Below are 14,505 nucleotides of genomic sequence, written 5' to 3' on the forward strand. Positions count from 1 at the left end.
TCGCGTTGATTGAGAAGGGTAGGCGGCGGTGATCAGCTGCCGATGGTCGCTTCGGCCTCAGCTTCCGCGGCTTCCTCAGCCTTCCGCGCCTTCGAGGCTGCCCGCTCGACGCGGACGACGTGGGCGATGAGGGCAAACCAGACGAGAGCCAAGCCGGCGAGCGTCAGCCACACGGTCGACGCGCCCAGCCCGAAGGTGAGCAGGATGGTGCGGATGTTCGTGAGAACGATGATTCCGCCCGCGGCGACCGCAAGCACCTTCGCCGGCAGCAGCTTCACCAGCCACGCAGCGAACGGTGCGGCGATGACGCCGCCGATGAGCAGCGCCGCCACGATCTGCCACTCGATGCCCTGCGAGCCGAGTGCGATGAGGAACCCGAGCGAACCGCCGACGGCGACGACGAACTCACTCGTATCGATCGACCCGATGACCTTCCGGGGCTCCAAACGTCCTGATGAGAGCAGCGTCGTCGTCCCGACCGGACCCCAGCCGCCACCGCCGATGGCATCGAGCGCTCCACCGACGAACCCGACCGGCACGAGCATCCCCGCGCTCGGCCGCGACTTGAACTCCGGACGCTTCCCGCCCAATGCGAGGAACCGCCAGATCACGTAGACCCCGAGCGCGAGCAGGATTCCCGAGATCCACGGGGTCGCGGCCTCCCCATCGAGGCTGGCGAGGAACGTCGACCCGAGGACCGCGCCGATGAAGCCGGGACCGGCGAGGATGCCCACCGTCCGCCAGTCGACATTGCCGAACCGGTGATGGGAGATCCCTGACACCAGGCTTGTGCCCAGTTCAGAGAAGTGCACCGCCGCCGAGGCGGCCGCCGGTGCCGTACCCGCCGCGAGCAGCAGCGTGGTTGAGGTGACCCCATAGGCCATCCCCAACGATCCATCGATGAGCTGAGCGATGAGGCCGACGATCCCGAGGACGATGAGCTGACGCATGTGCTTGCCTTTCGTGGATGACGCGAAGGTGGTGATGACGCAGAAGACGTCGAAGATGCGGGCGGTGTCAGGAACGCAAAGACGCGTTGACTAGACACACTAGCGAAACTGTTGAGCAGAATGGCGAATCATCCGCAATCCTACGAACTCGGTCGCTGTATGTCGAAAGATGACGCCACATGGCGGTATTTCCCTGATGACGAGCCTGTATGCGGCGTTGACACTGATGGGTTACGCTGTGCGAATGCAATCAAGAGTGACGAGAGCTGCTCACCCGGGCCGTATAGTCGTTGAGCAATTGCTTTGCGCGATGACCGTGACACCCCCGGTTCCTGCGCGGGGTCGGGCGCCGCAGCCAGTGAGATTCCGGGCGCAGAGGCCTGCCCAGGAGTGGGCGCTGTGACGGGGCTGCCGTCGGTGGGGCTGATCTCCCACGGGACCTCATCGCCGACCGGCCAAGTCCTCATCGAGGTGCTCGCGGCAGAGATCGCCACAGACCTGCGCATTCGCGGGATTGCCGACGAGGTCATGCTCGGCCATGTGGACGTCCAGCAACCCGACGTCGACGAGGTGATCAACCGCCTGCCCGCCGACCGCCCGGTGATCCTCGTGCCGCTTCTGCTCTCCCCGGGCTATCACGTCCATGTCGACCTCGCCGAGGCGGTCAACCGAGCCATCGAGTCCGGCCGTGACGTTCGGCGGACGCCGACGCTTGGGCCGGATACGAGGCTTGCGGAGATCCTTGCCGATCGCCTTCCGGCTTTGAGCGACAACGACGAGGTCATCCTCGCCGCTGCCGGATCGAGCGACGAGCGGGCGAACGAGTCATGTCGTGAGATGGGCAGGCTGTTGGCCGCAGAGCTCGAGCGTCCAGTCGAGGTCGGCTTCCTTGCCGGTGGGGGAGTGCCGTTGAAGGAGCTCGTCGAAAAGAGCCGTAGCCGGGGAACCCGCCCCGTGCTTGCGAACTATCTGCTGGCGCCGGGGTTCTTCGACGACCTTGCGCGCAAACTCGTCGCGGGTGGCGGAGCGGAGAGTGATCGTGCGAGGAGCGTCGACGCGAAGAACGACGAAGCTGGCAGAGGAAGTGGTCCGGTGGATGTCCTTTCCCCGCCGCTGCTCACCGGCGGAAGCCACGCTGCCGCCGTGCCGCCCGGGCTCGTCGACATCGTCCGCGACCGAGTCGGCGAAGGCGTCCGTGACGGCGTCCGATCCCACGCCTCTACTGCGGGCATGCTCAACGCCTGACCGCACCCGCGGCAGGCGGCCCCAACCGCCCCGCGGCAGACCGTGACGCCATATGTCACTCCGTGACACAAACTATTCGGTAATTTGTTGAGCAATTCGGCATTCATGTAGCGTGGCTCATCACTGGTTCCCCTCAGCGTTTGGAGACAGCAATGTCCACTCAGGTGGAAGAGAACAAGGAAACGGCAGGTAAACGGACCGCTAAGCGGCCCGCCCGCCCGAAGAAGTCCAATGGGCAGTGGAAGATTGACGGCCATGAACCGTTGAACAAAAACGAGATCGACAAAGCCGAAGACAACGGCCTCAACGTTCGCGCCCGGATCGAAACCATCTATGCCAAGCAGGGATTCTCTTCGATCGACTCCGACGACCTGCACGGCCGCTTCCGCTGGTGGGGCCTGTACACCCAGCGCAAGCCCGGAATCGACGGCGGCCGCACCGCGAAGCTCGAACCGCACGAGCTCGAAGACGAATACTTCATGCTCCGCATCCGCATCGACGGCGGCAAGCTCACCACCGAGCAGCTGCGGGTCATCGCGGACATCTCCAACGAATTCGCCCGCGGCACCGCGGACCTCACCGACCGCCAGAACATCCAGCTCCACTGGGTCGAGATCGAGTCCATGCCCGAGATCTGGCGCCGCCTCGAAGCCGTCGGACTCCAGACCACCGAAGCCTGCGGCGACGTCCCCCGCGTCATCCTCGGCTCACCCGTGGCCGGCATCGCCGCCGACGAACTCATCGACCCGACCCCGGCGATCGAAGAGATCTCCCGCCGCTACATCGGCGACCAGTCACTGTCGAACCTGCCGCGCAAATACAAGACCGCGATCACCGGCCACCCCAGCCAGGACGTCGTCCACGAGATCAACGACTGCTCCTTCGTCGCCGTCGAACACCCCGAACACGGCGTCGGCTACGACCTGTGGGTCGGCGGCGCCCTGTCCGTCGTCCCCCGCTTCGCCGAACGCCTCGGCGCTTGGGTCGCCCCCGACCAGGTCGTCGAGACTTGGCTGGGCGTGACCTCGATCTTCCGCGACTACGGCTTCCGCCGCCTGCGCAACAAGGCCCGCCTGAAGTTCCTGCTCGCCGATTGGGGTCCGGAGAAGTTCCGCGAAGTCCTCGAAACCGAATACCTCGGATACAAGCTCGCCGACGGGCCGGCACCGGCCAAGCCGATCACCGCCGGTGACCACGTCGGCGTGCACAAGCAGGCCGACGGCCGCTACTACATCGGGGTCAGCCCCGTCGTCGGTCGCGTCTCGGGCACCCTGCTCGGCCAGGTCGTCGACCTCGCCGACAAGTACGGCTCCACCCGCCTGCGCACCACCCCGCACCAGAAGGTGCTGCTGCTCGACATCGAGGAGAAGGACGTCGAAGCCGTCGTCGCCGAACTCGACGCCTTGGGCCTCTCCAGTCGCAAGGACCTCTTCCGCCGCTCGACGATCGCGTGCACCGGCATCGAATACTGCAAACTCGCCATCGTCGAGACCAAACAGACAGCAGCCGATACCATCACGAAGCTCGAGGAGCGCCTCGCCGACATCGAGGAGCTGCCCCACCCGATCAGCTTCCACCTCAACGGCTGCCCGAACTCCTGCGCCCGCATCCAGACCGCCGACATCGGGCTCAAAGGCCAGATCGTCACCACCGACGACGGCGAACAGGTCCCCGGATTCCAGGTCCACGTCGGCGGAGGTCTGGCTTCGAAGGACCGCGACGAGGCTGGCCTCGGCCGCACCGTCCGCGGGCTCAAGGTCACAGCCGAGAACCTCAGCGACTACGTCGAGAAGCTCGTTCGCCGCTTCCTCGCCGGGCGTGGGGAGACCGAAACATTCTCCGAATGGGCCCATCGTGTTGACGAGGAGGAACTGGTATGACCCGCACGAACACGACCACCACCGAGGCGGCTCCCACCACCGCAACCGCGGTGAAGGGAAGGGCAGCGACCCAGTCCCGCCCCGAACCACGTCCGGTCGAGGAGCTCAAGGCCCTCGCCGAGGCGGGTGCCCGTGAGCTCGCCGGTGACCCGGAGAACGGTGTTCCCGAGGCCAACCCCGCCGACGTCATCCGCTGGGTGTCCCGGAACTTCGACACCGCGGCCTGCGCCGTGGCCTGCTCGATGGCCGACGCCGCCCTGCCGCACTACGTCGCCCAGTACCAGCCCGGCGTCGACGTCCTCTTCCTCGACACCGGCTACCACTTCCGCGAGACCTACGACACCCGCGACGAGGTGGCCCGCCGTGTCGACGTCCACATCGTCGATGTCCTCCCGGAACAGACCGTGGAAGAGCAGGACGCCGAGTTCGGCAAGGATCTCTTCGCCCGCGACCCGGGCCTGTGCTGCGCCCGCCGCAAGGTCGCACCGCTGAAGAAATCGCTGAAAGGCTACGAACTCTGGTTCACCGGAGTCCGCCGTGACGAGGCTCCCACCAGGACGAACACGCCGCTGATCACCTTCGATGAGAAGAACGGACTCGTCAAGGTCAACCCCCTGGCCGCGTGGTCCTTCGATGATCTCCTCAACTACTCACGCGCCTTCGACGTCCCGGTCAACCCGCTGCTTGACCAGGGGTACCCGTCGATCGGCTGCCAGCCCTGCACTCGTCCCGTCGCCGAAGGGGAAGACCCCCGCGCCGGCCGTTGGGCCGGATCGACCAAAACAGAATGCGGACTCCACACATGAGCATCGACACCCAGTTCAACAACGACACCCACAGCGCCCCCGAGGCGACACCGGCCAACCCGAAGAACACCTCCCTGTCCACCCTCGACGTCCTCGAATCCGAAGCGATCCACATCATCCGTGAGGTCGCCGCCGAGTTCGAACGTCCCGTGCTGCTGTTCTCCGGCGGCAAGGACTCCGTGACGGTCCTTCACCTCGCGGCGAAGGCGTTCTGGCCGGCGAAGATTCCGTTCGGACTCCTCCACGTCGACACCGGACACAACTTCGACGAGATCATCCGCTTCCGCGACGAAACCGCCGAGAAGTACGGCCTCGACCTCACGGTGGCGAAGGTCCAGGACTACATCGGCGACGGTCGCCTGCGCGAACGCCCCGACGGGACCCGCAACACCCTGCAGACCCAGCCGCTGCTCGACGCCATCACCGGCGGAAAGTTCGACGCCGTCTTCGGTGGTGCCCGCCGCGACGAGGACAAGGCCCGCGCCAAGGAACGCATCCTGTCCCTGCGCGACGAATTCGGCGGCTGGAACCCCAGCAGCCAGCGCCCCGAACTGTGGAACCTCTTCAACGGCCGTCACCTGCCCGGCGAACACGTGCGTGTGTTCCCGATCTCGAACTTCACCGAACTCGACGTGTGGAGCTACATCGCCCGCGAAGGCATCGACCTGCCCGAGCTCTACTTCGCCCACGACCGCGAAGTCTTCCAGCGCGACGGCATGTGGTGGGCCACGGGCGAATTCTCCGCCCCGCGCGAGGACGAGACAGTCACGACCAAGAAGGTCCGCTACCGCACCGTCGGGGACATGAGCTGCACCGGGGCCGTCGAATCGAGCGCCGATGACCTCGAGTCCATCCTCGCCGAGGTGGCCGCCACCACTGTGACCGAGCGCGGTGCCACTCGCGCCGACGACCGGATCTCGGCCGCGGCGATGGAAGACCGCAAGAAGGACGGGTACTTCTGATGACCACAACCACTGACGCAACCGCCAACACAACAACCACCGAGGCGACGCCGACGTTGGACACGACGACGAAGACGCTGCTGCGCTTCGCCACCGCCGGATCCGTCGACGACGGGAAATCCACGCTCGTCGGCCGGCTCCTCCACGATGCGAAGGCGATCCTCGCCGACCAGCTCGCCGCCGTGACCGCGACCAGCCGGGAACGCGGATTCCTGGGAGGTGAGTTCGACTTCGCGCTGCTCACCGACGGTCTGCGGGCCGAACGCGAACAGGGCATCACCATCGACGTCGCCTACCGGTACTTCGCCACCGACCGTCGCTCGTTCATCCTCGCCGACTGCCCCGGACACGTGCAGTACACCCGCAACATGGTCACGGGAGCCTCGACCGCCGATGCCGTCGTCGTCCTCATCGACGCCCGCACCGGCGCGACCGAACAGACCCGCCGGCACCTCACCGTCGTCTCCCGACTGGGCATCCGCCACGTCATCATCGCCGTCAACAAGATCGACCTCATCGACTACGACCAGGCAGCGATCGAGACTGTCGAAAACGACATCAAGTCACTCGCCGACGAGATCGGCCTCGAGACCCCGCACCTCATTCCGATCTCCGCGCTGGCCGGGGACAATGTCGCCACCACCTCGGACAACACACCCTGGTACACGGGTCCGGCACTGCTCGAACTCCTCGAGACCCTGCCGAGTGCGGACGAGGACACCGCCGATCTCGAGGCCTTCCGCCTCGACGTCCAGACCGTGCTGCGCCCGCAAGGGGGACTGGCACCTGGACTCGACCCCGAGGAATTCCGGGACTACCGGGCGGTGGCCGGACAGATCACGGCCGGGCGGGTCAGCCTCGGCGATGAGATCGAGATCCACCCCGCCGGGCTGACAACGACGGTGACGGGCATCGATACCGCCAGTGGTCCCCTCGAAACCGCTAGTGCGCCGCTGTCGGTGGCGCTGCGGCTGGCCGATGATGTCGATACCGCTCGTGGCAGCGTCATCGCCGCGGCCGGCACCCTGCCCACCCCGCGCAGGGAACTGCGCGCCGAGGTCTTCCCCTTCACGACCGAGGGCCTGCGCACAGGGGATCGGGTGCTCATCAAGACGGGGACGACGACCGTGAAGGGGATCGTCACCATCGAAGCCAAACGCAACCTCGAGACCTCCGAGACCGAACCCGCCGAGGTGCTCGCCGGCAACGACATCGGCCTGGCCCGGGTGAAGCTGTCGGCCGAGCTGCCGGTCCCGGACTTCCGCGACCACGGCACGGCCGGAGCCTTCGTCGTCATCGACCCGCAGACAGGCAACACCCTCGCTGCGGGAATCCACACCCCCGAGGCGGCCCCCACCCCCGAATCCACCGAGGACCAGTCATGACGCTCTTCCTCCCACAGCAGCCCGGCACCGTGCTGCTGGTCGGTGCCGGACCGGGCGATCTCGGACTGCTCACCGTCACCGGTCTGCGCGCATTGGAACGCGCCGATGTCATCGTGGCCGACCGCCTCGGCGCCCGATCGGTCATCGATCAGCTCGAAACCGATCGTGGTGCACCCCTCGGTGCGGAGATCATCGACGTCGGCAAGCTGCCGGGGCACCATCCGGTGCCGCAGAGCGGGATCAACGACATCCTCATCACACAGGCGAAGCTCGGCCGTCGGGTCGTCCGTCTCAAGGGTGGGGACCCCTTCGTCCTCGGACGTGGGGGAGAGGAAGTCATCGCCTGCCGGGCCGCCGGAGTCGATGTCCGCGTCGTTCCCGGGGTGACCAGCGCGAACTCCGTTCCCGCGGTCGCCGGAATCCCGCTCACCCACCGAGGCGTCGCCACCTCGTACACGGTCGCGACCGGCCATGACCAGCTGGGTGAGATCGGCGGGGGACGCGACCACACCGTCGTCGTGCTCATGGGAGTGGGCACACTCATCAACTCGGCGATGGTGCTCGCCCGATCCGGGCGCGGTGACGACTGCCCGGTCGCGATCGTCGAAGACGGATTCGGTGAGAACCAACGGGTGACCATCGGAACCCTCGGCGACATCGCCTTCCGCGCGGCTCGCCGCGGCGTCCGGTCACCGGCCGTGATCGTCGCCGGTGATGTCGTGACCCTGAGCCCCTACGCCGATGGTGCGTTCACCCAGGCGACCGAGCCTGCCGCATCGGCATCCGAACTCGTGAGGAACCCATGACCTACATCATCGCCCAGCCGTGCGTGGACCTGAAGGACCGAGCCTGCATCGAGGAATGCCCGGTCGACTGCATCTACGAAGGCACCCGCTCCCTCTACATCCACCCCGACGAATGCGTCGACTGCGGGGCTTGCGAACCCGTGTGCCCCGTCGAGGCGATCTTTTACGAAGACGATGTGCCCGATGAATGGGAGGCCTACTACAAGGCGAACGTCGAATTCTTCGACGACATCGGCTCCCCGGGCGGAGCGGCCGCCCACGGGGTCGTCGACAAAGACCACCCCTTCATCGCAGCTCTGCCACCGCAGAACACCGACGACTGACCAGCAGCGAGTCCTCGCTCCATCACACCGAGCGACTCCCCGCTCCACGACGACTGATCAAGGAAACCCATGCCTACTATTCCCTTCAGAGTGGCCATCATCGGTGCCGGCCCCGCCGGCATCTACGCAGCCGACCTGCTGACCAAGGCCGAACATGACCTGAGCTTAAGCATCGACCTGTTCGAACGACTGCCCTCACCCTTCGGGCTCGTCCGCTATGGGGTCGCCCCCGACCATCCGCGGATCAAGGGCATCATCAATGCGCTCATCAAGGTCCTCGACCGCGGTGACATCCGCCTGTTCGGCAACGTCGAATACGGGGCCGATATCAACCTCGGCGAGCTCACCGACCGCTACGACGCCGTGATCTTCTCCACCGGCTGCTTCGTCGACGCACCGCTGTCGCTGCCCGGGATCGATCTGCCCGGTTCCTATGGGGCAGCCGACTTCGTAAACTGGTACGACTCCCACCCCGATGTCGCCCAGACCTGGCCGCTGGACGCGGAAAAGGTCGCCGTGCTCGGCAACGGCAATGTCGCGCTCGACGTGGCCCGGGTGCTCGCGAAGCAGGCCGATGACCTGCACACCACGGAGATCCCCGATCACGTCTATGAGGGCCTGAAGTCCTCGAAGGTCACCGACGTCCATATCTTCGGCCGCCGGGGTCCCGCGCAGGCGAAGTTCACGCCTCTCGAGCTGCGTGAACTCGGTCAGGTCGCCGACGTCGACATCATCGTCTATCCCGAGGACTACGAGTTCGATCAGGGTTCGCTCGACGCGATCGAGTCGAGCAACCAGGTCAAGCAGGTGACGAAGACGCTCACGGACTTCGCGATGCGGGAGGAGACCGGGGCGAAGCGGCGACTGCACCTGCACTTCCTCCACGCGCCGGTGGCCATCCTCGGCGAGGATCGGGTGACCGGTCTGCGCACGGAACGTCAGGAACTCGACGGGACCGGTGGCGTCAACGGCACCGGGGACTTCCACGACTGGGACATCGACGCCGTGTACCGGGCCGTCGGCTATGCGGGTACGCAGCTGCCGCAGCTGCCCTTCGATGAGGCCAAGAAGGTCATCACGAATCACGAAGGACGCGTCGTCGACGCCGAAGACCAGGGGCAGGCCGCCGAGGCGGACGTCATCCCCGGCGTGTACACGACCGGGTGGATCAAGCGCGGCCCCGTCGGGCTCATCGGTCATACGAAGGGCGATGCGCTCGAGACGATCGGGCACATCCTCGACGACCAGGCCGCCGGAACGCTCACCGAACCCCTGTACCCGGAGGAGTCCTCGATCGTCGAGCTGCTCAAATCGAAGGGCGTCGACTTCACCGATTGGGAGGGCTACCACCGGCTCGAGGCTGCGGAGAAGGCCCTCGGTGAGACCGAGGGCCGGGAACGCGTGAAGATCGCGACCCGAGAGGCCATGCTCGCCGAGGCGCGTGCCCACCTGACTGCGGAGGCGAACGCGGGCTGAGGTCGCCCAGCTGCGAGGACCTGGACGGAGCGCTAGTTCAGGTTTGCGCTCCCCGTCGTTCAACAGCCAATCGGGTTATCGATGCGAGACAGCATCGATAACCCGATTCGTCGTTGAACGACAATGTTGACCCTGATAGTTACCGACACGACATCAGTGAATACGCTGTGAGCCATTCATGTCTGGATAACATGCTTATTTGAGTATTCCGGATTGGATGACGTCAGGCGAGGAAAAATGGCAGTGAAGAAGCTGGGGGAGCGGGTACGCCGCTGGGGCGCTGAACAAGCGTCGACTCGGCAGAAGGTGATCGCGTCGAAGCTTCGGCATCGTGAGTACCCGTGGCTGCGCGGCTTCGCTGGCGACCGTGTTTCCGCAGGAGCGGCTCCCGACCGCGGCTACGATGCCCGAGCAATTGCCGCAGAGAATCTCAGCACTGTCACACAGCTGCTGCGGACCGCTGGAGTCGAGACAGTGGTTCTGCCGAGTTCGAACGAATTCAATCCCATTGTGGTCGTGGCAGAGAATCAGACACGGCAGGTGGTCGACGCGTTGCAGCGTCTGAACGTCGAGGACGGTTGGCAATCGAACGTGACCGGTTTCTCCGGACGGCGGGCACCGCTGTCCAAATTCGTGTCGACACCGGACGATGTGAGCCGAATCCGCTGCCGTCGCCATCTGGCCGCTCCCAACGGCAAACTGATGAACACGAGGTTTGAAGACGTCATCATCGAGACATGGGCTGTTCTGGATGCAGGAGTCGAACGTGTCGATGGGGAAACACATACTGCCGGGACTCTGCACCGCCGCATCGCTCAGCGTGGTGCTCCCGTTGAGTACCTGACTCCCAGGATCTGGCGACAGACGATCGCTGCCGGTGGTCAGTTGAAACTGCCGCACCCGCATCTCTACGACGTCGTCGATCCTGTCGACATCGTCTACACCTGGGTTGATGGTGACGATCCAGACTGGCGTCAGCGCAAACATGCCGCCGAAACGGGGCTCGAGCAGGGCGCCGTCAATAAGACCGCAACGATTCCGTCGCGATTCACCAGCAGGGACGAGCTCAAATATTCATTGCGCTCGGTCGAGGCCTATGCCAGCTGGGTCAACCACATCTATCTCGTCACCGACGGGCAAGTCCCCAGTTGGTTGGATACTGATCATCCGAAGATCACCGTCGTCGACCACCGCGACATCTTTGCGGACGGTGACGCTCTCCCGGTGTTCAATTCGCATGCGATCGAGTCGCAGCTGCACCACATTCCAGGACTCAGTGAGAAGTATGTCTACCTCAATGACGACATCTTCTTCCTTCGACCGACCGATCCCTCGCTCTTCTTCACTGGCAATGGACTCTCACGATTCTTTCCGTCGAAAGCTCCGCTCGACATCGATCCTCCGTCTGCCCGAGATCTGCCGGTTCTGTCTGCGGCGAAGCGCAATCGTGCGTTCTTGCAGAACAACTTCGCGAGAACAGTGACGAATAAGTTCAAGCACACTCCGCACCCACAGCTACGCTCAGTGCTCACTGAGATGGAAAACGAACACTCCGACGAGTTCGCGGCAGTGGCTCGATCGACTTTCCGTCATCCAGATGATCTGTCGATCCCCTCAGCGCTTTACCACTTCTATGCCTACGCCATCGGTCGAGCTACCCCCGGCAGCATTCGGTACGCCTACATGGACATCGCCCGAGAAGACGCCGAGCTGTACTTCCTGCGTCTGGCGCGGCGTCGTGATTTGGACGTGCTGTGTCTCAACGACACGAACACTTCGGACGTCGATCAGGACAAGCTCGACCGCATGATGAAGGACTTCCTCGAAGACCAGCTGCCGATCCCCAGTACCTTTGAAAAGAGCGCCCACGACTGATGGCCGATAAGAAATATGCAGTGGTCTCCGCTGTCTACAACGTCTCGCGCTATCTCGATGACTTTCTTGCCTCTCTCGACCGGCAGACCATTGACCACTCCCTCGTGGAGATCATCCTCGTCGATGACGGTTCGACGGATGACTCACTTAATCGCCTGAACGAGTGGGCTGCCGCAACCGACTTCTCAGTGACTGTTCTGACGAAGGCCAACGGCGGGCAGTCATCGGCGCGAAACTTCGGGCTCGATGCCGTCACTGCCGAGTGGGTGACATTCACTGATCCTGATGACACCCTGGCCGACGACTACTTCGAAGCCGTCGAGTCTGCGTTGGAATCGCAACGTGGCGCTGAGATGGTGATCTGCCACTTGGTCGATCACTTCGAAGAGACCGGCGAGATCAAAGACTCACACCCGCTTCGCCATCGATTCCGCGGAGGAGATCAGCTGGTCGACATCGACCGGTTCCCCGAATACGTGCATCTGCATGCCTCCTCCGCATTCTTTCGAGTGGCAAAGATCAACAACCTCGAGCTTCGATACGACGAAAGAATCCGCCCGACGTTTGAAGACGGCCACTTCGTTCAGAGGTACCTCCTGGCTCTGCCAAAGCGACTCGTCTCTGTTGTCGACTCCGCCAAATATTTCTATCGCCGACGAGCAGATAGGTCTTCGACACTGCAAACCAGTGGGACCGATCCGAAGAAGTACACCACGGTCCTCGAACTCGGATGCCTTCAGCTTCTCGAACAGGCGGCCCCCGAAGTCCCACTGTGGCTGCAGTACGTCATCATTTATGAACTGACCTGGACTCTGCGGACTGAAGAGGCCACCTTTTCACAGGCTTCCGGTCTTGATACTGCCGCTGCGGCCCGGTTCCACGAAGTCGTGGCATTGATCCGTAAGCACCTATCAGCCGAAGCGATCGAGTCGTTTTCACTGATCAACCGATCGTCGACGCAGATCGAAGCACTTGCCCACGGGTATGAAGCCGAAGACTGGCGGTGGCAATCGGTTGTCATAGGTCGATTCGACGAAGTCCGTCGACTCGTCGAATTGAGGTACCGATTCAAAGGACGAGCACCGCACGAGGAGATTCGGTTCAGAGGAAAACGGATTCAACCGTTCGCAGCCAAGACCCGTGATTTTACGTACTTGCGACGGGCTTTGCTTCATGAGCGAATCATTTGGGTTCCGGTCGATGGCACTGTAACGATCAATCTTGACGGGGTTGCCACGCCGTTGACGTTTGAACATCCGAAGCGGAACCAGTACTCCATCCGACCTTCAAAAGTTCAGGAGCGACGAGGTGCGAAAAGGAAGCCGAACACGGAGACGAAGCTTCGGAAACGCCGTACTAGCCTGACAATGGAAGACCGCTTCGTGCTGTCACTTGCCCGATCAGCACCAGTCCAAAAACTCTTCGCTGGTGCCTGGGTGCTGATGGATCGCAATCTCAATGCTAACGATAACGCTGAGCACCTCTTTCGATATTTGCGTAGGCGGCGACGTGAGATCAACGCGTGGTTTGTTGTCGAGCGGAAGTCGCCTGATTGGGATCGTTTGCGTGCAGAAGGTTTCAAGAGGCTGATCCCTTATGGTTCTGTTTTGTGGAAGGCGCTCTGCCTCAACGCCAGCTTTATCGTCTCCTCTCATGCTGACGCTTATGTCTACTCACCTTTCGTCTTTCCTAATGGTGAGAAGCCGAATTGGAGATTTGTATTCCTCCAACACGGCGTAACCCAGAACAATCTCTCTGGCTGGTTGAACGGCAAGAACATCGCTGGAATCGTGGCGTCGACGGCAGAAGAGTACGCCTCGATAGTTGGAGATCATTCACCGTATAAGTTCAGTGCTAAAGAAGTTGCACTGACAGGAATGCCACGTCACGACATACTAGTTAAGAAATCGGCAGAGCGGAACCCTGAACATCGGCAAATCATTGCGATCATGCCGACTTGGCGAGAATTCTTAGCCGGTGCCAGAGCCGGCCGAGGACATCAACGCGACCTCAATCCGGAATTCTTCTCATCTGAGTTCCTGAATCGGTGGATGGGCATTCTCAACTCGGCCGAACTCAAGAAGATGTCGCAGGATCATGGTTGCACGATCCTATTCATGCCGCACCCGAATCTTGAAGGATACCTGCCGGAACTGACGCTTCCCTCTTACGTGGAAGTTGCTTCCTACTCGGATGTGAACGTTCAAGACGTCATCGCTCAATCGGCAGTCGTGGTCACCGACTATTCTTCAATTGCCTTCGATGCGGCCATTGTCCGTCGCCCCGTTGTGTACTACCAGTTCGACCGAGAGCTGGTCTTCGGTGGTGGGCATCCGACAAAGCCCGGATATTACTCGTATGACCAAGCCGGGTTTGGTCCTGTCGCACTTGAGCACGAACAAGTAATAGAAGCAATTGGTGCGACCCTGCAGATCGGTAAAGATCCGGGGCCCGAGTACCTACGTCGGATCGAGCGGACCTTCGTCACACCGGGCCGCGCGTGCAGCCGAGTTACAGAGATGATCGAGGAACTCGATCGCCCCGTAAACATCGGCGACCACCGGCCCACGCCGGAGGCACCGCAGATTCAGTACACCAACTAAATTGCTTGCCGAAACGACCAGCAAATGAGGCTCTGGCGGCCGCGAGGGACTGGAGCGGGACCATCTTCTTCGGCGAAGCGGCTCGACACGACCGGTGTCGGCCCGACCCTTCCAACCCGCACCACCCCAAACCTCACATAGTGACCCTCAACGTTCCGCCATTCGACCGCGGACACCCAAAAGGCGTGTTCGGG

Annotated in this window: 11 protein-coding genes; 10 read left to right on the forward strand and 1 reads right to left on the reverse strand. The window is 63.1% G+C overall.

Translation table 11 applies throughout. The annotated features are described in order from the left end of the window. Window positions 1-32: 32 nt before the first annotated feature. A complete protein-coding gene (locus GUY30_RS02195) occupies window positions 33-950 on the reverse strand; it encodes a sulfite exporter TauE/SafE family protein (RefSeq protein WP_167193736.1) in 918 nt (305 codons plus the stop codon). A 399-nt stretch (window positions 951-1,349) separates the two neighbouring features. Between GUY30_RS02195 and GUY30_RS02200 the strand changes: the two genes are divergently transcribed. The 10 genes from GUY30_RS02200 to GUY30_RS02245 all read left to right on the forward strand — a co-directional run bounded on the left by GUY30_RS02200 (window position 1,350) and on the right by GUY30_RS02245 (window position 14,311). After that, on the forward strand, window positions 1,350-2,195 hold the full coding sequence (locus GUY30_RS02200) for a sirohydrochlorin chelatase (protein WP_228281622.1): 846 nt from the start codon (window positions 1,350-1,352) through the stop codon (window positions 2,193-2,195). Between the two features lie 152 nt (window positions 2,196-2,347). Continuing rightward, window positions 2,348-4,075, forward strand: a complete 1,728-nt coding sequence (locus GUY30_RS02205) for a nitrite/sulfite reductase (protein WP_167193738.1) — start codon at window positions 2,348-2,350, stop codon at window positions 4,073-4,075. Further along, window positions 4,072-4,881, forward strand: coding sequence for a phosphoadenylyl-sulfate reductase (locus tag GUY30_RS02210; protein ID WP_167193740.1), 810 nt, complete (start codon window positions 4,072-4,074; stop codon window positions 4,879-4,881). The genes GUY30_RS02205 and GUY30_RS02210 overlap by 4 nt, the downstream gene beginning before the upstream one ends. Further along, window positions 4,878-5,843, forward strand: a complete 966-nt coding sequence (gene cysD, locus GUY30_RS02215; protein ID WP_167193741.1) for a sulfate adenylyltransferase subunit CysD — start codon at window positions 4,878-4,880, stop codon at window positions 5,841-5,843. The genes GUY30_RS02210 and cysD overlap by 4 nt, the downstream gene beginning before the upstream one ends. Further along, the gene (locus tag GUY30_RS02220; protein WP_167193743.1) at window positions 5,843-7,228 is read left to right on the forward strand and encodes a sulfate adenylyltransferase subunit 1; all 1,386 of its coding nucleotides are present in this window, start codon (window positions 5,843-5,845) and stop codon (window positions 7,226-7,228) included. Before cysD ends, GUY30_RS02220 begins: the two co-directional genes overlap by 1 nt. After that, window positions 7,225-8,034 (forward strand): uroporphyrinogen-III C-methyltransferase, encoded by an 810-nt coding sequence (gene cobA / locus GUY30_RS02225; RefSeq protein ID WP_167193745.1) that lies wholly within the window; start codon window positions 7,225-7,227, stop codon window positions 8,032-8,034. The genes GUY30_RS02220 and cobA overlap by 4 nt, the downstream gene beginning before the upstream one ends. Continuing rightward, window positions 8,031-8,357 carry a ferredoxin gene (fdxA, locus tag GUY30_RS02230; protein ID WP_025776713.1) on the forward strand — a complete coding sequence of 109 codons (327 nt, stop codon included), beginning with the start codon at window positions 8,031-8,033 and terminating at the stop codon, window positions 8,355-8,357. The genes cobA and fdxA overlap by 4 nt, the downstream gene beginning before the upstream one ends. Window positions 8,358-8,426: 69 nt before the next feature. Then, the gene (locus GUY30_RS02235; protein ID WP_167193747.1) at window positions 8,427-9,833 is read left to right on the forward strand and encodes an FAD-dependent oxidoreductase; all 1,407 of its coding nucleotides are present in this window, start codon (window positions 8,427-8,429) and stop codon (window positions 9,831-9,833) included. Window positions 9,834-10,070: 237 nt separating this feature from the next. Continuing rightward, on the forward strand, window positions 10,071-11,708 hold the full coding sequence (locus tag GUY30_RS02240) for a stealth family protein (protein WP_167193749.1): 1,638 nt from the start codon (window positions 10,071-10,073) through the stop codon (window positions 11,706-11,708). Beyond that, a complete protein-coding gene (locus tag GUY30_RS02245) occupies window positions 11,708-14,311 on the forward strand; it encodes a bifunctional glycosyltransferase/CDP-glycerol:glycerophosphate glycerophosphotransferase (RefSeq protein WP_167193751.1) in 2,604 nt (867 codons plus the stop codon). Before GUY30_RS02240 ends, GUY30_RS02245 begins: the two co-directional genes overlap by 1 nt. The last annotated feature ends 194 nt before the right edge of the window (window positions 14,312-14,505 follow it).

This window comes from Brevibacterium pigmentatum (assembly GCF_011617465.1).
Lineage (GTDB): Bacteria > Actinomycetota > Actinomycetes > Actinomycetales > Brevibacteriaceae > Brevibacterium > Brevibacterium pigmentatum.